Source organism: Enterobacter sp. AC1 (assembly GCF_050434705.1).
Classification (GTDB): domain Bacteria; phylum Pseudomonadota; class Gammaproteobacteria; order Enterobacterales; family Enterobacteriaceae; genus Enterobacter; species Enterobacter cloacae_L.
In genome coordinates this window covers 224,205-244,220 of the sequence record NZ_JBNDIZ010000001.1, presented here as the reverse complement: position 1 = coordinate 244,220, position 20,016 = coordinate 224,205, and the positions used below count along the sequence as shown (strand labels likewise).

The following is a 20,016-nucleotide window of genomic DNA, read 5'->3' as shown; positions in this document are numbered from 1 at the left end:
ATCCCCGCCTCGCCTACCCGCTTAATGGGTCGCTTTTGATGCAATTGCATCACTACTACTCAAAGAGCTATGATGAGGTATCAGTTAATAAAAACTACTTAACATTCTGCATGCATTTTGATGCATCCTGATGCAGGAAAAGATGCATTCGAACTTGTAGATTGTATAAGTAACATTGTAATCAAAAGCTTGAACCTGTATAGGAGAGGGGTTTATGTCAGATTATTTTTTTGAGTATGAAGAACAGGCTGAAAACGAAGATGATGTTGAGTTGGTCGAAGGAACAGACTTCTCGGCTGCTGTAGTTAGCGGTACTGATTGGACTACAGAAACTATTATCAATCAGATTAATAAAAACAATATTCAACTCAATCCTGATTTTCAACGTCGCGATGCATGGGACAAATCTAGGAAAAGTAATTTTATTGAATCATTGATATTGGGGCTACCTATCCCGCAGCTTGTTTTGGCAGAAAGAAAGGATCAGCGAGGCGCATATATAGTTCTCGACGGAAAGCAACGACTATTAAGCATTCGTCAATTTGCCGCTGAAAAAGATGATTTGGTTTATGAGTCCTTAAAATTAAGCGGTCTAGAAATCAGAGCTGATCTCAAAGGTAAAAACCTTCACGATCTTAGAGAGAATGCTGATTTTTTTAACGATGTTGCTGCTTTCGAAAACCAGCCAATAAGAACCGTTGTAATTAAGAATTGGCCAAGTGAAGAGTTCCTTTATCATGTGTTTTTACGGCTCAACACTGGCAGCGTACAACTCGCACCTCAAGAACTTAGGCAAGCTCTTCATCCGGGAAGTTTCGTTTCCTATATTGATAGTGTCGCGCCAGAAAACGAAGCGATCAAAAGCATATTAAAACTTAAAAAACCCGATTTTCGAATGCGTGATAATGAACTACTTTTGAGATATTATGCACTCAAAAATTTCCTTCCAGACTATGCTGGTGATCTTAAAAAGTTCCTGGATAACACCTGCCTTATTTTCAATAGGGATTGGGGAAAAGTTGAGAGTATGATTGAAGATCAATATCAAAATCTCAATCATGCTCATGAAACCATTGTAAAAATATTTAATGGTAACAGTTATAGAAAATGGTTCGCAGTCGATTATGAAAAGAAATTTAACAGAGCTATTTTTGACATCATGACTCTTGCATTCTCATATCCTGAAGTGCGTGCGGCAGTGATTGGCAGAGAAAAGGAGGTTGAGGAGCTGTTCAGAAGGCTTTGCAATGAAAACTTTGCATTCCTTACATCAATTGAAACTACTACAAAAAGCCTCAAATCAACCCATACTAGGATTTCAGTATGGTTCGATGAATTAAATTTATTATTAGGGACTAAATTACCTACTCTGGTTATTGATGATACTACTAATAGAATTAAAGTGGTGTAATTATGGCTAGCTCCAGTCGGTTTATCACATTGCAGGAGAGGCTCGAAGAATTAAGGAGACACTTGCTTCCTGCGGAGTTTTCTCCTATAGGTGAGTACGACCCTGTCCAGTTAGATATGGCAAAGGGATATCGGCTTTTGACTCATGCAGAGTTTGAATCTTATTTGGAAGATGTATCTGCTGAGACTGTGAATTATGCTTTAAGGCAATGGGGGGAGAACAAAATTCCTTCCATGACGATTGTTTCGTTTCTTGCTGCATATCACAGTTGCTGGTCTGTCGGTGATGAAGAAAATAATCAGGAGATAATCAATCTATCTCAAGGAAGAAGCCATCCCAAAGAATCCCTCCGTGAAGTCATGAATATAGCCAGTAAGCAATTCATGAAAAAAGTAAAGTCCAATCATGGAATTAAAGCTAAAAATTTCAAATTACTTATATTACCTACTGGTATAGATATCGAAGAATTAGAGCCTGAAATGTTGCCAAAATTGGATAGTTTTGGCTCCAAGCGAGGTGAGATCGCGCACACATCAGGAAGAGTTAATCAACAAATCAACCCTCAAGACGAGCTCGAAGATGTTAATTTTTTACTCAATTGTTTCCGTGAACTAGATTTAAAGCTAGCTGCAATAAAAGAAACGATATAGCTCCTAGATATAAAATTAAGCCATGTTTTTACATGGCTTTCAGCTGACAAACTCCTGAGAAAATCACTGATATCACTCACAACTAGTCCTCGGTACTTTAACAATTCAATCATCTTTACATGCTTGTTTAGAAACCCAGCCACTCATCGCTATCTGGATAAGAGAATTTTCTATCTCCATAAATCACCGTTGCTCCACGCGACAGCGCATCGAGTTCCCACCGCTCCGGGGTAATACCTTCCTGAGCTAAATCGAATCGTATTTGCGCCATCCTCCCTCTTTCGAGCTTTGTCATCCTCGCTGATGGCGCTTGCTCGCTAGTTTTAAGTGGTACATTCTTTATTTGCTGGCGATTCCTGCGAGGTGCGCTAGCTTTTAACGCCCCGTGAAGCCCTTTCACGACATCTGGCTCGTTCCATCCGGTCACCCCGCGCTCAATCAGATTTAACACCGCTGCGGCTTGCTCAGTCGGTGTAGGTGTCATCACTGGATCACCACCGCCGGCGAGCTTTCCACAGTTATTGACAGGACTCCGAGGCGCGGCAGAGCCGCTTTTTAAGGTCAAAGGCTCAACGGCCAAAATCTTTGGAACGATGCGCCATTCGGCTGTACGGGTTACATGGACACGATGAGCCCCGAGATGAGGGGCATAAATCCCAACAACCCTCTCGATATCTTCCTCGTCTTCGTTGACCTCATCCGTCACCTTACGGGCGACCCTGACGGCCTGAGCATCACGCGGCATGTTTGCCCCACCCTGCGCGATGATGTACCGCTCAAAGTCCCCCTCATCTGCAGCAGCTCGCGCGGCCCGGACCCTGTCGTCAAACTCGCAGGCAATACTCACCCCACGCGGCAGTTTGCGTAGTTCGCGGTAAGCGCCCATCGTCGGGAGGCGTGCATATTCATCCCGCGCAGACAGAAACCCAATCGAGGCGGTTTCATTTATCCCGCACAGCTCATTAACACGCTCAAGACGTGGCAGCAGCTTGCGCTCAAATGTGTTTTTAAGGAAATACAGCCCACCTAAAGGGCTCTTTTTACGGCGGATGAAGTTATAACGCGATGTAAACAGCGTTTGCAGGAAAAACGGCAGACGGTCAATCCGGTTTAAAACACCTTGCACCTGACGGAGTTCGGCACGTGTAAGGTGTCTGTCGCGGCCAATTGCCTCTTTGGTGACGTTATTCCAGGGATAAGCACCAACGAATGAATCACTGGTCCCCTTCAAAAATGGTGGTGGTGGCGAGGGGGCAACACGCCCCTGAGGTTCTTTGGACATATTATTTAAAAGCGTCCAGACATTGCTTCCCCATGCGTTCAATCCGAGCTTCCAAAGCTGAGAAGCCAGTAAGATCGCTGGTCAAAAGATCATGCAAAACCAGGCCTGAGATAAGCTTAGGGATAGTTGGGTAGTAACCCACAACGTCCAACCATTCCTTACCTTCATTTTTCCCGGATGTAGCGGTCTTTTTTCCTGCAAAATGAATTGATAGAGGTCACTGGTGATGACGTATTGGTTATTAATCTCGATGTGTATGCTCATTTTTGCTTCCTGTTAACAGTGGTTAACCAGCTCTACCGAAAATTGAGTTGTGTAACTTTTCCGACTCCAGGCCTAATAACTCGATAATCTCGGTACGATTAAGTTCTGACTTACTGATGTACGCGATAAGCCCATCAAACTGAGAAGAGAAACGGGTCGCCAAGTCGCGCTGTGCCTCGCTTACTGCCTGCGCCAGATGTGCCGAATACATCCCCCGCTGCGCTGTATTTTGTTTTTGCATTTGCCTATCTTCGGACAAAAGGAGTCCCCACGCTGTATGGCGCGTAATAAAACGAATCCAGATTAATTAATATAAATACTGCTCAGGTTTTACCGAGGTTAGAATAGTTGGTGCGTACTCAAAAAGACTGAACAGCTCTCGCAGAGCGCGGAAAAGTTTGTCACGCCAGTAACAATCCTCTTCATTCAAACGCCAGTGCGGCATCATAAATTCCTGCTCTGTCAGCCCAGCATGAAGAAACAATGAGCGCCTTTGGCTGAGGGTCAGGCGGCTGGTGAAAGTTGCTTTTGACGCGCCAAGTTGACGATACCGGGTGAATGCATTTCTCATTTCATCAAGTGTACAAACAAGACGCTCACGATCGGCTTCGGTCATTTCCTCTAAGCGCATCACAGAGTGACGCTGTTTTAATTGAGCGTGGAAACAAACCGTAAGACGCTCCCGCTCCATCATCTGATTGTAAAAATCGCAAGTGTCCTGCCAGCGAGGCTGAGCCAGATACTTGCAGACCACGAAGCGCTTTTGGTTGTTTCTGGATTACATCAAGTGTCATTACCGTCATAACCACAGTCCTCTCTTTTTAACCAAGCGACGAAGCTTCTCGATAACACCCGTCTTACGGGTTCGGATGATGATGCCCTTGCGTCCGCGACCGCGAGTGATAGTGAAGTTGATCAGATTAGGGCTTTCTCTTCGAAGTAACTGTGCAATGCAACGAGGTTCATTCTTCATACTGGCTCCCCTAATCCGAGCCACATTAGCCAACCCCTTCGGGCGGCTGTCATAAGCCATCTTCATTTCTTTGTTCCATGCTGGCAGGTAGACCCAATATTCCCCTGCGCGCCCACTCGTTGACTGCGGATCAGTCACTCTAGCCGCTTTTTATGGCTTTTGACTGCTAGTAGTAAAACGTGAAGCCTTGTCTGGCGCGGCTTTCCAGCTACGCCAGACATTAAAAAGGCTCCCGCAGGAGCCTTTCATTCAATCAATGTAGCGACGCTAGCCTCGCCGCAAACCCGACAAACAGCAGCCCTATCAGCCCGTTCCCCAGCTTTGCCAGTTTCTTTTTGGTTTTCAGATAACGCGTTACAAACGCGCCGGAGAAGATCAGGAAGCTCATATACATAAAGCTAATCAGTTCAAGCGTGGTGGCGAGGATCAGGAAAGAGGTACCTGTGTTCTCAGCATTCACGTCAATGAACTGAACGAAAAACGATACGTAGAACAGAATCGCTTTTGGATTCGTCAGGCTTAATACCAGCGAGCGTTTCATGATCGCGCTGGCAGGCTCGGTTCCGCTCTCGTGAGCATGATTCTGCCGGGTGATAACCGACCAGAGCATTTTACCGCCCAGCCACAGCAGATAGAAGGCCCCGAGATAGCGCACGATATTAAACAGCACCGGGGTAGTCTGGATTAATGCAGCCACGCCCGCCCAGGCCAGAAACATCAGTACCGCATCGCCGATAAATACCCCTGTCGCGGCGAGATAGCCTTTTTTAACGCCGTGGCCGATCCCGGTTTTCAGCACAAACAGGGTATTTGGCCCCGGCACCAGCACAATAAAAAATGCGCCAACAACGTACGTCCAGAAATTCAGTACACCAAACTCCGCAAACACTTCTCCCTCCTTTTGCTAAACACAACAGGAATATCGCTGCAAATACGCTATTCCCCAAAATCAGACGCTATAAAAACAGTGGGCACCATTACGGTGCCCTCATGGTTCTCAGATATCCTGGACGGCGAACAGCAACGCGTTACGATGTCTGGTCAATCCACATTTTCTGATGGCGTGAATACGCATATTGCGGCGGGATTGTGCCTCCAGCCAACGAGCCTTGCGACGACTCACCTGTCGCAACATGCGCCAGCGCCCTACTTCTGTTCTACTGCGCTTCATGTTTACAACTCTTTCTCTAACACTTTTTCTCTTAAAGAAAGGCCATTATAAACCCAACCCGGCAGCAAACCAGCGCTTTTACCTGGCGTTTTTATTTGCCAGATGAATCCTGATGCGTACACTCTTAACAATACGCTTTCAAAAGGATTTTTTTACCTATGACAACCTTCTACACCGTGGTGAGTTGGCTGGTCATTTTGGGATACTGGCTGTTAATCGCGGGTGTGACGTTACGCATCCTGATGAAGCGCAGAGCCGTACCCTCTGCCATGGCCTGGCTTCTGATAATCTACATCCTGCCGCTGGTCGGAATTATTGCCTATCTCTCTTTCGGTGAGCTTCATCTGGGTAAACGCCGAGCCGAACGGGCCCGCGCCATGTGGCCTTCAACCGCGAAGTGGCTCCACGATCTTAAAGCCTGCAAACATATCTTTGCCGAGGAGAACAGTAGCGTCGCCTCCTCATTGTTTAAGCTCTGCGAGCTTCGTCAGGGGATTGGCGGCGTTAAAGGCAATCAGCTCCAGCTCCTGACCTCGTCCGACGACGTCATGCAGGCGTTAATCCGCGATATCCAGCTGGCCCGCCATAACATCGAGATGGTCTTCTACATCTGGCAACCCGGCGGGATGGCCGACCAGGTCGCTGAATCGCTGATGGCCGCCGCGCGGCGCGGCATTCATTGCCGCCTGATGCTTGACTCCGCAGGCAGCGTAGCGTTCTTCCGTAGCCCGTGGGCGGGCATGATGCGAAATGCAGGTATCGAAGTGGTAGAGGCGCTGAAAGTGAATCTCCTGCGCGTATTTCTGCGCAGGATGGATCTCCGCCAGCATCGTAAGATGGTCATGATCGATAACTATATTGCCTACACCGGCAGCATGAATATGGTTGACCCGCGCTTCTTCAAGCAGGACTCGGGTGTTGGCCAGTGGGTGGATCTGATGGCGCGCATGGAGGGGCCGATTGCCACCTCGATGGGCATCGTCTACTCCTGCGACTGGGAGATAGAGACCGGCAAGCGTATCCTGCCGCCGCCGCCGGACGGCAATATTATGCCGTTTGAGGAGGCCAGCGGTCACACCATCCATACCATTGCCTCCGGGCCGGGTTTCCCGGAGGATTTGATCCATCAGGCGCTGCTGACGGCAACGTACTCGGCGCGTGAATATCTGATCATGACGACGCCCTACTTTGTCCCGAGCGACGATCTTCTGCACGCAATCTGCACCGCAGCGCAGCGCGGCGTCGATGTGAGCATCATTTTGCCACGCAAAAATGACTCCCTTCTGGTGGGCTGGGCCAGCCGCGCATTCTTTAGCGAACTGCTGGCCGCGGGGGTGAAGATTTACCAGTTTGAGGGCGGCTTGCTCCACACCAAGAGCGTTCTCGTCGACGGCGAGCTGAGCCTGGTGGGGACGGTCAACCTGGATATGCGTAGCCTGTGGCTAAACTTTGAAATCACGCTGGTGATTGATGATGCCGGCTTTGGCGGCGATCTTGCGGCGGTGCAGGATGATTATATCTCCCGCTCGCGGCTGCTGGATGCCAGACTGTGGGTAAAACGTCCGCTGTGGCAGAGAATTGCCGAACGACTGTTTTACTTCTTTAGTCCGTTGCTGTAAAACGTGCCCAACGATGTTAAACAGGTAGTCATCATGGAAATGGATCTGAACAATCGCCTGACCGAAGACGAAACGCTCGAGCAGGCCTATGACATTTTTCTCGAACTGGCGGTTGATAACCTCGATCCCGCAGACGTGATCCTCTTTAATCTTCAGTTCGAAGAGCGCGGCGGCGCTGAACTGTTCGACCCTTCAGAAGACTGGGCTGAGCATGTGGATTTTGACCTTAATCCTGACTTCTTTGCCGAAGTGGTGATTGGGCTGGCCGATGAAGATGGCGGCGAAATTAACGACATCTTCGCCCGCGTCCTGCTGTGTCGCGAGAAAGACCACAAGCTGTGCCATATACTCTGGCGCGAATAATAAAAAAGGCTGCGATTGCAGCCTTTTTTATTTACTCCGGCAATTCACTTCCGCAGCGGTTACAAAACCGGGCGCTGTGTTCATGTTCACCCTGATGGCAGTTCGGGCATTTACGCTGCTGCTTGCGGCTCTGAAATGCGTTGCTCATGTGCGTAGTAATGAGTCCCGTCGGGATTGCAATCACCGAATATCCAATCAAGATAAGCACTGACGCCACAATGCGGCCCAGTGGCGTATGGGGTGTGATATCACCGTACCCCACGGTCGTGACGGTCACAATCGCCCAGTACACCGACGCATTGAGCGTCGTAAAGCCATACTTCGGCCCTTCTATCAAATACATCAGCGCGCCGAAAACAATCATGACGATGGCAATAAAGGAATAGAACAGAATAAGCTGATGTCGCGCGCTAACGATTGCACTCCAGAATATGCGCAATGACGGCATAAACCGCAGTAATTTCAGAATACGTAATACCCGAATAACGCGCATCGCGCGCCAGGCAAAGACATAGCTCAGGCTGATTTCCGGCCACAGCCACATTACATAGAGCGGCAGGATGGTGGCTAAATCGATAACCCCCCAAAAGCTAAAAACATATCGGGCTGGGTTAGGCCAGGTAACCACTCTGAGGATGTATTCAGCGGTAAAGACCAGCGTTATCGCCAGCTCAAGCCAGACAAAGATATGCCATTCATCAAACGTCAGGTGGTATTGCGTCCCGGCCCCCGATTCAATAAAGATGACAACCACGCTGAGCAGCGCAAATAAACCACAAAGACCTTCGAAGCGTCGTCCGGATACCGTTTCAGGATCGAATAATAAATGATAAAGCCGACGACGGGCTGACGTGAATAAACGCGACACGATTACCTCGCAAAAAATAAGGGCTGACATCATGTCAGCCCTTGCGATTATAACGGGTCTACTTTCAGGCAGGAAACCGCATGTCGGAAACTGCCTTCCAGAACCGGACGCGTTTTCGCACACTCCGGCCCGGCCATAGGGCATCGCGTCCGGAAGACGCAGCCTGACGGCGGGTTAATCGGTGAGGGCAATTCCCCTTCCAGAAGCTGTATCGTTTTATTCTTTTCCAGATCGGGGTCGGGAATCGGCACCGCGGACATCAGCGCTTTGGTGTAAGGGTGCAGCGGATTGTGGTACACCTCATCGTAGGTGCCCAGCTCCACGGCATGACCCAGGTACATCACCAGCACGCGGTCAGAGATGTGTTTCACTACGGCCAGGTCATGTGCGATGAAGATCAGCGACAGCCCCATTTCACGCTGCAGTTTTTGCAGCAGGTTTACGACCTGAGCCTGAATAGAAACGTCCAGGGCGGAAACCGGCTCATCACAGATGATCAGCTTCGGCTCGAGGATCAGCGCGCGCGCAATACCAATACGCTGGCACTGGCCACCGGAGAATTCGTGCGGATAGCGGTTGATGAGGTTAGGCAACAGACCCACTTTCATCATCATCGCCTTAACACGATCGCGGACTTCCTGACGCGGCATCTTCGGATGATAGGTACGCAGCGGCTCGGCAATAATCTCACCGATGGTCATACGCGGGTTTAATGACGCCAGCGGATCCTGGAATATCATCTGGATATCGCTGCGCACGTCCCGCCACTCGTCAGGCTTCATTCCCAGCAGATCTTTACCCAGCCAGGCCACCTTGCCGCCGGTGGCTTTTACCAGACCGATAATCGCTCGCGCAAAGGTCGATTTACCGCAGCCGGATTCGCCCACCACGCCCAGGGTTTCCCCTTCGTACAGGCGCAGCGTCACGCCATCCACTGCCTTCAGCGTCTTTGGCGGTTGCCAGAACCACTGTTTTCCGTCTTTGATGTCGAAATGCACTTTAAGGTCTGCGATTTCGAGCAGCACGTTGCGTTTTTCATCTAATGCGTTCATACCAGCTCCTCCTGCGGCTTAAAGCAGGCGCGCAGACGGCCTGGTGCAAACTCTTCCAGCGGCGGTGCGCTGTTGCAGATTTCCATCGCGTGCGGACAGCGCGGCTGGAACGGGCAGCCTTTCGGCAGTCGCAGCAGGTTTGGCGGGTTGCCCGGAATCGTGAGCAGCGCTTCCCCCTCCGCATCGAGACGCGGGACCGCATTCAGCAGGCCGATTGAGTACGGATGCGCAGGCTGATAGAACACATCGCGCGCGTTTCCGTATTCCATGGTTCGACCGGCATACATCACCAGCACTTTGTCACAAATGCCCGCAACCACGCCCAGATCGTGGGTGATCATGATAATCGCCGTGTTGAACTCACGCTTAAGCTCGTTCAACAGGGTCATGATTTGCGCCTGAACGGTGACGTCCAGCGCGGTGGTGGGTTCATCGGCAATCAGCAGTTTTGGGCGGCACAGCAGCGCCATCGCAATCATCACGCGCTGACGCATACCGCCAGAGAACTCGTGCGGGAACATGCGCATACGCTTACGCGCTTCCGGCATTTTCACCGCATCCAGCATTTTAACGGACTCTTCAAAGGCCTCTGCTTTACCCAGGCCTTTGTGCAGCATCAGCACTTCCATCAGCTGCTCGCCAACGCGCATATACGGGTTCAGCGAGGTCATCGGATCCTGGAAAATCATCGAGATCTGTTCGGCGCGCAGCTTGTTCAGCGCATGCTCCGGCAGGTTGAGGATTTCACGGCCGTTGAATTTTGCGGAACCACCAATCACACCGTTCGCTGCCAGCAACCCCATCAACGCAAAGGCGGTCTGGGATTTACCCGAGCCGGATTCACCCACGATCCCCAGCGTTTCGCCCGCACGCAGGTTGAAGTTAAGATCGTTGACGGCGGTAACATCCCCGTCCGGCGTTTTAAAGGTCACGCGGAGGTCTTTCACATCCAGCAGAAGATTGCTCTGCTGTTGCGCCTGTGGCGCAGTGGCCGTTTCAATAATTTTCATGACGGCGCTCCTTAACGGTCTTTCGGGTCGAGGGCATCACGCAGGCCATCGCCGATAAAGTTAAAACAAAACAGAGTGACGACCAGGAAACCCGCCGGGTAAAGCAGCAGCCACGGTGAGACTTCCATTGAATTTGCGCCATCGCTCAGCAGCGCGCCCCAGCTGCTCAGTGGTTCTTGCGTACCCAGCCCGAGGAAGCTCAGGAAGGATTCAAACAGAATCATGCTTGGCACCAGCAGCGAGGCGTACACCACCACCACGCCCAGCACGTTAGGAACGATATGACGAACCACGATATTTCCGGTAGAGACGCCCCCTACCTGCGCGGCCTCGATAAACTCTTTACGTTTGAGGCTCAGCGTCTGGCCGCGAACAATACGCGCCATATCCAGCCAGGAAACCATCCCGATGGCCACGAAGATCAGCAGGATGTTCTGGCCGAAGAAGGTCACCAGCAGGATGACGAAGAACATAAACGGGAAGGAGTTCAGGATTTCCAGCAGACGCATCATTACCGAGTCCACTTTACCGCCAAGATAGCCGGAAAGTGAGCCGTAAAGCGTGCCCAGGATCACCGCCACCAGCGCGGCTGCGATACCCACCATCAGCGAGATACGGCCACCGATAGCAACGCGCACCAGCAGATCGCGCCCGGAAGAGTCTGTGCCAAAATAGTGTCCGGATTCCATATCTGGCGCGCTGGACATCATGCCCCAGTCGGTGTCGAAATAGGTAAATTGCGACAGCATCGGCGCCAGGGTCACAAACAGCGCGATAATCACCAGAACAACCAGACTGGCGACCGCTGCACGGTTGTGCATAAAGCGACGGCGCGCGTCCTGCCAGAGGCTACGGCCTTCTACTTCCAGTTTTTCACTGAAGTTTTCCAGCGCCTCGCTGTTTTTCTTACTCAACATCATGGCGTGCTCCAGCGTTAGTAACGGATTTTCGGATCGATGACGGCATACAGCACATCGACGATCGCGTTAAAGAGAATGGTCAGTGCACCAACGAGGATGGTCAGGCTCAGCACCAGCGAATAGTCGCGGTTGAGCGCGCCGTTAACGAACAGCTGGCCAATGCCCGGCAGACCGTAGATCGTTTCGATAACCATTGAACCGGTGATGATCCCGACGAAGGCAGGCCCCATGTAGGAGAGCACGGGCAACAGCGCCGGCTTGAGCGCGTGGCGGAAAATAATCCGGCGCATCGGCAGCCCTTTTGCGCGCGCGGTACGAATGAAGTTTGAGTGCAGCACTTCAATCATTGAACCACGGGTGATACGCGCGATACTGGCGATGTACGCCAGAGATAATGCCACCATCGGCAAAATCATGAACTTTAATGCCCCGCCGTTCCAGCCGCCGCCAGGCAGCCACTTCAGCGTGATGGCAAATATCATTACCAGTAATGGCGCGACAACGAAGCTGGGTATGACTACCCCGGTCATCGCCACCCCCATTACGGCGTAATCCCATTTGGTATTTTGTCTGAGCGCGGCGATAACGCCTGCGGCAACCCCGAAAACGACGGCCAGAATGAATGCCGCAGCACCCAGCTTGGCCGAAACCGGGAAGCTGGACGCCACCAGGTCGTTAACGGAATAGTCTTTATATTTAAATGACGGTCCAAAATCACCGTGGGCCAGCTGCTTAAGATAATTGAAGTACTGGGTGGAGATAGGATCGTTTAAATGGTATTTCGCTTCGATATTCGCCATAACTTCTGGCGGCAGCGTACGCTCACCGGTAAATGGACTTCCCGGTGCAAGACGCATCATAAAGAAGGAAATCGTAATTAGAATAAAAAGCGTTGGAATCGCTTCAAGACAGCGACGTAGGATAAATTTCAACATTGCCCGTACCTTCTGGCGTGTGCCTATATAATGTGACGTTGGTTAGACACCGTGGGGCGAGCAAGCCCGCCCCACTCATTGCCATTAATGCTTGATAATATACAAGTTTTTAACGTAGATATTATCCATCGGGTCTTTACCGGTATACCCACCTACCCACGGTTTCACCAGACGGGCGTTAACGTAGTAGTAAACCGGAACGATCGCGGAATCTTTATCCAGCTGCTGCTCAGCTTTAGAGTACAGTTCGGTACGCTGTGCTTCGTCAGTAGTTTTCAGCGTGTCAGCAATCAGCTTATCAAACGCCGGGCTCTTATAGTGCGCGGTGTTGTTTGAGCTGTCGCTCAGCATGGTGTTCAGGAAGGAGGTCGGTTCGTTATAGTCCGCACACCAGCCTGCACGCGCCACATCAAAGGTGCCCTGATGACGGCTGTCGAGGAAGGTTTTCCACTCCTGGTTTTCCAGCTTCACGTTTGCGCCCAGGTTCTTTTTCCAGATTGAGGCAACGGCGATAGCCAGTTTTTTGTGCAGATCGGAGGTGTTGTACAGCAGGCTGAAGGTCAGCGGCTTGTCAGCGGTATAGCCCGCTTCGGCCAGCAATTTCTTCGCTTCTGCGTTACGCTGTTCCTGCGTTTCTTTGAACCACTCTGGCGCAGTCAGTTTTGCGCCATCGGTGTATGGAGGGGTATAGCTGTACGCCGGCAGATCGCCCTGGTTTTTCACTTTGTTCACGATGATATCGCGATCCAGTGCCAGCTTCAGCGCAGTACGTACACGCACGTCGGTGAACGGTGCTTTCTGGTTGTTGATTTCGTAGTAATAGGTGCACAGGTACGGATCGACGTGAACTTCTTTCGGGATCTCTTTTTTCAGTTTCTGGAACAGTTCAATCGGCATGTTGTTATAGGTCATGTCGATTTCACCGCTGCGGTAGCGGTTAACGTCAGTCACTTCGGAAGAGATTGGCAGGTAGGTCACCTGGTTAATCACGGTTTTCGCGTTGTCCCAATACTGCGGGTTACGATCGAGAACCATGCGTTCGTTGACCACCCAGTCTTTCAGCTTATAGGCGCCGTTGGTCACGATATTGGCAGGCTGCGTCCATTTTTCACCAAATTTTTCCACTGCGGATTTTGGTACCGGAGAGACGGACGGGTGAACCAGCAGCTTATAGAAGTACGGAACAGGCTCGCTCAACGTCACTTCAAAGGTATTCGCATCAATCGCTTTTACGCCCAGGTCAGTAACCGGCTTTTTGCCCGCGATGATGTCATCAATATTGGCGATGTGGCCATATTGCAGGTAGCTCGCATACGGGGAGGCGGTGTTTGGGTTCGCCAGGCGCTGCCAGCTATAAACGAAATCTTCGGCCGTAACCGGGGTACCGTCGGACCATTTCGCATCTTTACGCAGATGGAAGGTCCAGACTTTGAAATCTTTGTTTTCCCATTTTTCTGCCACACCCGGTGCCGGGTGGCCGTCTACGTCCGTCACCAGCAGGCCTTCGAACAGGTCGCGGTTGACGTTAGACTCAGGAACACCTTCAATTTTGTGCGGATCAAGCGACTGAACTTCCGCACCGTTATTACGAACCAGCGTCTGCTTCTCAGCCAGTTGAACTCCTGCAGGAACGTCCGCAGCCATTGCAGCGTTGCCCGCGATTAGCGCAGTTAAAATCCCCGCCGCTACCAGATTTTTTTTTGTGATGATGGACATTGTGTTGGTACTCCACTCATTATAATTACTGGCCTTCGCCAGCTGTGTAATCCCCTGTTGGGGCCTGTACAGCGCAGGAGTTTTTTTTGCTGCTGTCAGGTTCTTCTTTTACTGCTTGCTATCACCGACTTTTTTTATTACTGACCGCTCGTATGGCCGTCTTGCGTCGATTCTTCACCGGCCTCCCCTGTCTGAGACCCGTGCTGGATATCTGAGAAGAGAACTATATGAAAATAATTCTCATCTGATTGTTTTATGCTGCAAAATATTAGGCCGGAAAGTATCAAATGGCGTAAACGCGCGCCAATACATTTTGCAAATTTGTTAAGCAATTCTCTTTTACGGTGAACACCGTATCTTTGGGGGCAGCCCTGCCAGACATCAAACACCATCAAAAACACATGATATTCAATATGATAGAGAATATTTTCTCTCTAAGCGCGTCGCTGCGCCATCATCGGGTGGTTTTGTACAAAAAATTAACAACTGGTTATTATTTAGCACATTCATCTAAGGGAATGTTGAAATTACTAATATCATTTCGGTTATCTCTCAGCAAGCCCCAGAGTATCATGTGAGTAAAATAACAGAGCGATCGAAGATTTTATGTGCAGGCGGGTTAAGGCGGAATTAATAACTTATTGAAATACAAGAGATGAACATTATTAGTAGAATTTATTATGATATGTGAGCATTTCAACTTTAGTTATATGATTTGCTGATAATCACGTAAAAAACGGAGCCATCGCTCCGTTCTTTCATATGAAATATTAGTGTAACAAGCCGGGGAAAATGCTTTTAATCCCCGTGACGATAAATTCGATCCCTAACGCCATCAACAGCAGGCCCATGATACGCGTAATGACGTTAATGCCCGTCTGCCCCAGCAAGCGCACCAGCCACGGTGCCATGCGGAATACTCCCCAACAACAGAGCGCGAAAAGAGCGATCGCGACTGAAAAACCAATCAGATGCATCAGGCTATGGTAACGCGTGCCCCAGACAATGGTTGAACTGATGGCACCAGGACCGGCCATGAGCGGTAATGCCAGCGGCACCACGCCGATGCTTTCCCGGATGGCAGTTTCTGACTTCTCCTGTTTATTCTGTTTATCTTCACCCAGCTTCCCGCTGATCATCGACATGGCGATAGTCACCACCAGGATCCCACCCGCGATGCGGAAAGAATCGATCGAAATGCCGAAGAGCTGAAGAATGGTATCCCCCAGAAAAAGGGAGGTCAGCAATATGATAGCCACAGACAGGTTCGCGGTGAGGTTGGTTTTGTTCCTGGCCGCTGCCGTCTGGTAACTCGTCATACTAATGAAGACAGGAATGATCCCCACCGGGTTGACCAGGGCAAACAAACCAATAAAAAATTTAAAATACGTTGGAAAATCAAAGAGCGTTTGGATCACGTTTTGCTCCGCTTATACATATGCCCGGGACTGAGAATGTGTCATGAGAAATCGCGCTGAAGATACCTTTTTTATTAGCATACTTCACTTGAAATCTGTGCCAAAACGTTATCATTTCAGGATGTTAAACATATGTATAATCAATGATAGCGCCGCTTCCAATACTTACGTAATTTTTTAACACTGGAAAAATCACAACGAAATTACCCTGCTGAAAGGTATCAGCTTGGGGAAAAATTGACACAGATCATGATTTCCGTACTCAGAAGTGAGTAATCTTGGTTACGCCCCCAGGGAGATCGCCTGACAAAAATGGATGATGCTAAGGTAAGGCTCTTTTAGTAAATTAGTGTGCTGAAGCAGAAAGTAACTCTTTGTTTTACTTTGTGTTACGCAAGTGGTATCGGCTCTGACTATACTGAGTGACGTATCGAGCGCTGGTTTACTAAAAGAGTTTAAACATTATCAGGAGAGCATTATGGCTGTTACTAATATCGCTGAACTGAACGCCCTCGTCGAGCGCGTTAAAAAAGCCCAGCGTGAATATGCCAATTTCACCCAAGAACAGGTTGATAAAATCTTCCGCGCGGCCGCACTGGCTGCTGCAGATGCTCGAATCCCTCTCGCTAAAATGGCCGTTGCCGAATCCGGCATGGGTATCGTTGAAGATAAAGTGATCAAAAACCACTTTGCTTCAGAGTATATCTACAACGCCTATAAAGATGAGAAAACCTGTGGCGTGCTGTCTGAAGACGACACCTTCGGTACTATCACCATCGCTGAACCTATCGGCATTATCTGCGGTATTGTTCCGACAACTAACCCAACCTCTACTGCTATCTTCAAATCGCTGATTAGCCTGAAGACCCGTAACGCAATCATCTTCTCTCCACACCCACGTGCGAAAGACGCGACCAACAAAGCTGCGGATATCGTCCTGCAGGCCGCTATCGCTGCCGGCGCACCAAAAGATCTGATTGGCTGGATCGACCAACCTTCTGTAGAGCTGTCTAACGCGCTGATGCATCACCCGGACATTAACCTGATCCTGGCAACCGGTGGTCCTGGCATGGTTAAAGCCGCATACAGCTCCGGTAAACCTGCTATCGGTGTGGGTGCGGGTAACACCCCTGTTGTTATCGACGAAACTGCTGATATCAAACGCGCTGTTGCTTCCGTGCTGATGTCTAAAACCTTTGATAACGGCGTTATCTGTGCATCCGAACAGTCTGTTGTTGTCGTAGACTCCGTTTACGACGCCGTTCGTGAACGTTTCGCTAGCCACGGCGGCTACCTGCTGCAGGGCAAAGAGCTGAAAGCGGTTCAGGACATCATCCTGAAAAATGGCGCGCTGAACGCCGCTATCGTAGGTCAGCCAGCATACAAAATTGCAGAACTCGCAGGCTTTACCGTTCCGGCAACAACCAAAATCCTGATCGGTGAAGTGAAAGTTGTCGACGAAAGCGAGCCGTTTGCACACGAAAAACTGTCTCCAACGCTGGCAATGTACCGTGCGAAGGATTTCGAAGACGCGGTAGAGAAAGCCGAGAAACTCGTTGCCATGGGCGGTATCGGTCACACGTCTTGCCTGTACACCGACCAGGATAACCAGCCAGAACGCGTCGCTCACTTCGGTCAGATGATGAAAACTGCGCGTATCCTGATCAACACCCCTGCTTCCCAGGGTGGTATCGGTGACCTTTACAACTTCAAACTCGCACCTTCCCTGACTCTGGGTTGTGGTTCCTGGGGTGGTAACTCCATCTCTGAAAACGTTGGTCCAAAACACCTGATCAACAAGAAAACCGTTGCTAAGCGAGCTGAAAACATGTTGTGGCACAAACTTCCGAAATCTATCTACTTCCGCCGTGGCTCTCTGCCAATCGCGCTGGATGAAGTGATTACTGATGGCCACAAACGTGCGCTCATCGTGACTGACCGTTTCCTGTTCAACAACGGCTACGCTGACCAGATCACCTCTGTGCTGAAAGCAGCTGGCGTTGAAACTGAAGTGTTCTTTGAAGTTGAAGCTGACCCTACCCTGAGCGTTGTGCGTAAAGGTGCTGAGCTGGCTAACTCCTTCAAACCTGATGTGATTATCGCCCTGGGTGGTGGTTCCCCAATGGATGCTGCGAAAATCATGTGGGTTATGTACGAACATCCGGAAACCCACTTCGAAGAGCTGGCGCTGCGCTTTATGGACATCCGTAAACGTATCTACAAGTTCCCGAAAATGGGCGTGAAAGCGAAGATGATCGCGGTAACAACCACTTCCGGTACCGGTTCAGAAGTCACACCATTTGCGGTTGTAACGGATGATGCAACGGGTCAGAAATATCCACTGGCTGATTATGCACTGACGCCAGATATGGCTATCGTTGATGCAAACCTGGTCATGGATATGCCTAAGTCACTGTGTGCGTTCGGTGGTCTGGATGCTGTGACTCACGCCCTGGAAGCATACGTTTCTGTCCTGGCGTCTGAGTTCTCTGACGGTCAGGCTCTGCAGGCGCTTAAGCTGCTGAAAGAAAACCTGCCAGCATCTTACAACGAAGGTTCTAAAAACCCGGTTGCTCGTGAACGCGTTCACAGTGCAGCAACCATCGCCGGTATCGCGTTTGCTAACGCCTTCCTGGGTGTTTGCCACTCAATGGCGCACAAGCTGGGTTCACAGTTCCACATTCCACACGGTCTGGCGAACGCCCTGTTGATCAGCAACGTTATCCGTTATAACGCGAACGACAACCCAACCAAGCAGACTGCTTTCAGCCAGTACGACCGTCCGCAAGCACGTCGTCGTTATGCTGAGATCGCTGACCATCTTGGTCTGAGCGCACCGGGCGACCGTACTGCGGCGAAGATTGAGAAACTGCTGGCATGGCTGGAAAGCCTCAAAGCTGAACTGGGTATTCCTAAATCTATCCGCGAAGCAGGCGTTCAGGAAGCTGATTTCCTCGCTCACGTAGATAAGCTGTCTGAAGATGCATTCGATGACCAGTGTACTGGTGCTAACCCGCGCTACCCACTGATCTCTGAGCTGAAACAGATTCTGCTGGATACCTTCTACGGCCGTGAGTTCAAAGAAGGTGACGTTGCCGCTGTGAAAACAGAAGCTCCAGTTATTAAAGCTGACAAGAAAGCGAAGAAAAGCGCTTAACTGACAGTCTAATAATAAAAACCCGCCTGTATGGCGGGTTTTTTTATGTCTGAATAATCCGAATAATAAAGCTGACGTTACTTTCTGTTGTCGTGCTGAATCGCCGTCAGCGAGCCTACAGACAACGCTTCTTTATAATGCTTACGACAGACCGAAACATAGCGTTCATTACCGCCTATCACGACCTGCTCACCATCTGCATAAGGTTTTCCGGCCTGGTCGAGACGAAGCACCATACTGGCTTTGCGGCCGCAAAAACAGATCGTTTTCAGTTCAACAAGCTTATCCGACCAGGCGAGCAAATACTGACTCCCGGCAAAAAGCTCACCGCGAAAATCCGTGCGCAGCCCGTAACAAAGAACGGGGATATCGAGTTCATCGACCACCTCTGACAGCGCATGCACCTGTTCACGCGTCAGGAACTGGCTCTCATCCACCAGGACACAGTGTATGGGCTGAGCGGCATGCGCTGTGCGAATGTCCTCAAACAGGTCAGTTTTCGGGTTAAACAGCCTGGCCGGCGACGAGAGGCCTATTCTGGAACTCACCTTCCCTGCACCGAAGCGATCGTCTATCTCAGCCGTATAAACAACGGTACGCATCCCTCGTTCCTGGTAATTGTACGAGGACTGCAGCAACGCGGTGGATTTCCCGGCATTCATTGCCGAATAGTAGAAATAAAGTTGTGCCATTGGCCGTAAAACCCTAATCAATGTGTAATATTCCCAATGATTGATTGTACCATATTTTGTCGGGTCATCAGCGATACAGCGCACACACGATGCGGTTCGCAGCAGAAATCTGGGCCTTCTGTTTTCAAAAATAATCCGTTAAAACAGGAAGTAAACTCATTTTGCCAGGCCAATATGTTATAAGCTCCACCAAACATAACACTTCTTTTTATAGTGGAATCACCGTTCATTAAAATTCACTATTTATTAACTATTTCAGTCTTAGCATCACTGATGGGAACTAATACGAAAGGCTGATATTTCTCCACCGCAACTATAATTCCTGCGGTAAATGTCACAAAAAAAAGATGCAAGTGACCGGGCTAAGCAGGTTTACGTGATAACAAGCGAGACTGTCGGGTGATGAAATTTAAGTTAGCGTAATTAATAATAGCGGCATTATTTAGTATTTTTTGAATTCCTTACATTCCTAGCTATTGCACAACTGAATTTATGGCTCTATTATTAGGTCAACA

The 20,016-nt window shown here is 49.9% G+C and carries 16 protein-coding genes and 4 pseudogenes; 5 read left to right on the top strand and 15 right to left on the bottom strand.

What is annotated here, in order from left to right:
- The first annotated feature begins 214 nt into the window (after positions 1-214).
- Together M2433_RS01145 and M2433_RS01140 are read left to right on the top strand one after the other, a co-directional pair.
- Positions 215-1,411: a DUF262 domain-containing protein gene (locus tag M2433_RS01145; RefSeq protein ID WP_429052301.1), complete on the top strand. Its 1,197-nt coding sequence runs from the start codon at positions 215-217 to the stop codon at positions 1,409-1,411.
- 2 nt (positions 1,412-1,413) lie between these two features.
- Positions 1,414-2,061 (top strand): HEPN domain-containing protein, encoded by a 648-nt coding sequence (locus M2433_RS01140; protein ID WP_429052300.1) that lies wholly within the window; start codon positions 1,414-1,416, stop codon positions 2,059-2,061.
- Positions 2,062-2,188: 127 nt separating this feature from the next.
- Here M2433_RS01140 and M2433_RS01135 read toward each other — a convergent pair.
- The 7 genes and pseudogenes from M2433_RS01135 to M2433_RS01105 all read right to left on the bottom strand — a co-directional run.
- A pseudogene (locus M2433_RS01135) lies at positions 2,189-2,956 on the bottom strand (replication endonuclease); the annotation flags it as partial.
- Between the two features lie 388 nt (positions 2,957-3,344).
- Positions 3,345-3,607 (bottom strand): annotated as a pseudogene (locus M2433_RS01130) (DUF5405 family protein).
- A 22-nt stretch (positions 3,608-3,629) separates the two neighbouring features.
- Complete coding sequence (locus tag M2433_RS01125) at positions 3,630-3,848, bottom strand: DUF2732 family protein (RefSeq protein WP_429052299.1); 219 nt, start codon at positions 3,846-3,848, stop codon at positions 3,630-3,632.
- A 66-nt stretch (positions 3,849-3,914) separates the two neighbouring features.
- A pseudogene (locus M2433_RS01120) lies at positions 3,915-4,410 on the bottom strand (replication protein B).
- Between the two features lie 166 nt (positions 4,411-4,576).
- A pseudogene (locus M2433_RS01115) lies at positions 4,577-4,718 on the bottom strand (Cox family DNA-binding protein); the annotation flags it as partial.
- Between the two features lie 115 nt (positions 4,719-4,833).
- On the bottom strand, positions 4,834-5,469 hold the full coding sequence (leuE, locus tag M2433_RS01110) for a leucine efflux protein LeuE (protein WP_047348248.1): 636 nt from the start codon (positions 5,467-5,469) through the stop codon (positions 4,834-4,836).
- A gap of 108 nt (positions 5,470-5,577) precedes the next feature.
- A complete protein-coding gene (locus M2433_RS01105) occupies positions 5,578-5,751 on the bottom strand; it encodes a YciY family protein (RefSeq protein WP_086379783.1) in 174 nt (57 codons plus the stop codon).
- Positions 5,752-5,909: 158 nt separating this feature from the next.
- Here M2433_RS01105 and cls point away from each other — a divergent pair, with 158 nt between their 5' ends.
- Together cls and M2433_RS01095 are read left to right on the top strand one after the other, a co-directional pair.
- Positions 5,910-7,370: a cardiolipin synthase gene (gene cls / locus M2433_RS01100; RefSeq protein ID WP_047348247.1), complete on the top strand. Its 1,461-nt coding sequence runs from the start codon at positions 5,910-5,912 to the stop codon at positions 7,368-7,370.
- Positions 7,371-7,403: 33 nt separating this feature from the next.
- Positions 7,404-7,733 (top strand): HI1450 family dsDNA-mimic protein, encoded by a 330-nt coding sequence (locus M2433_RS01095; protein ID WP_006810881.1) that lies wholly within the window; start codon positions 7,404-7,406, stop codon positions 7,731-7,733.
- A 31-nt stretch (positions 7,734-7,764) separates the two neighbouring features.
- Here M2433_RS01095 and M2433_RS01090 read toward each other — a convergent pair whose 3' ends face one another.
- The 7 genes from M2433_RS01090 to M2433_RS01060 all read right to left on the bottom strand — a co-directional run bounded on the left by M2433_RS01090 (position 7,765) and on the right by M2433_RS01060 (position 15,652).
- Complete coding sequence (locus M2433_RS01090; RefSeq protein ID WP_429052295.1) at positions 7,765-8,634, bottom strand: ion transporter; 870 nt, start codon at positions 8,632-8,634, stop codon at positions 7,765-7,767.
- A gap of 14 nt (positions 8,635-8,648) precedes the next feature.
- Complete coding sequence (gene oppF / locus M2433_RS01085) at positions 8,649-9,653, bottom strand: murein tripeptide/oligopeptide ABC transporter ATP-binding protein OppF (protein ID WP_025756558.1); 1,005 nt, start codon at positions 9,651-9,653, stop codon at positions 8,649-8,651.
- Complete coding sequence (locus M2433_RS01080) at positions 9,650-10,663, bottom strand: ABC transporter ATP-binding protein (protein WP_429052293.1); 1,014 nt, start codon at positions 10,661-10,663, stop codon at positions 9,650-9,652. The genes oppF and M2433_RS01080 overlap by 4 nt, the downstream gene beginning before the upstream one ends.
- Before the next feature lie 11 nt (positions 10,664-10,674).
- Positions 10,675-11,583 carry an oligopeptide ABC transporter permease OppC gene (oppC, locus tag M2433_RS01075; RefSeq protein WP_047348245.1) on the bottom strand — a complete coding sequence of 303 codons (909 nt, stop codon included), beginning with the start codon at positions 11,581-11,583 and terminating at the stop codon, positions 10,675-10,677.
- 14 nt (positions 11,584-11,597) lie between these two features.
- Positions 11,598-12,518 carry an oligopeptide ABC transporter permease OppB gene (gene oppB / locus M2433_RS01070; protein ID WP_047348244.1) on the bottom strand — a complete coding sequence of 307 codons (921 nt, stop codon included), beginning with the start codon at positions 12,516-12,518 and terminating at the stop codon, positions 11,598-11,600.
- A gap of 84 nt (positions 12,519-12,602) precedes the next feature.
- Positions 12,603-14,234: an oligopeptide ABC transporter substrate-binding protein OppA gene (oppA, locus tag M2433_RS01065; protein ID WP_059311605.1), complete on the bottom strand. Its 1,632-nt coding sequence runs from the start codon at positions 14,232-14,234 to the stop codon at positions 12,603-12,605.
- A 770-nt stretch (positions 14,235-15,004) separates the two neighbouring features.
- Positions 15,005-15,652 (bottom strand): YchE family NAAT transporter, encoded by a 648-nt coding sequence (locus tag M2433_RS01060; RefSeq protein WP_429052291.1) that lies wholly within the window; start codon positions 15,650-15,652, stop codon positions 15,005-15,007.
- A gap of 478 nt (positions 15,653-16,130) precedes the next feature.
- Between M2433_RS01060 and adhE the strand changes: the two genes are divergently transcribed.
- Positions 16,131-18,809, top strand: a complete 2,679-nt coding sequence (gene adhE / locus M2433_RS01055) for a bifunctional acetaldehyde-CoA/alcohol dehydrogenase (protein ID WP_013096268.1) — start codon at positions 16,131-16,133, stop codon at positions 18,807-18,809.
- A gap of 77 nt (positions 18,810-18,886) precedes the next feature.
- Here the strand turns inward: adhE and tdk are convergent, their stop codons facing one another.
- A complete protein-coding gene (gene tdk / locus M2433_RS01050) occupies positions 18,887-19,501 on the bottom strand; it encodes a thymidine kinase (RefSeq protein WP_047348240.1) in 615 nt (204 codons plus the stop codon).
- Between the last annotated feature and the right edge of the window lie 515 nt (positions 19,502-20,016).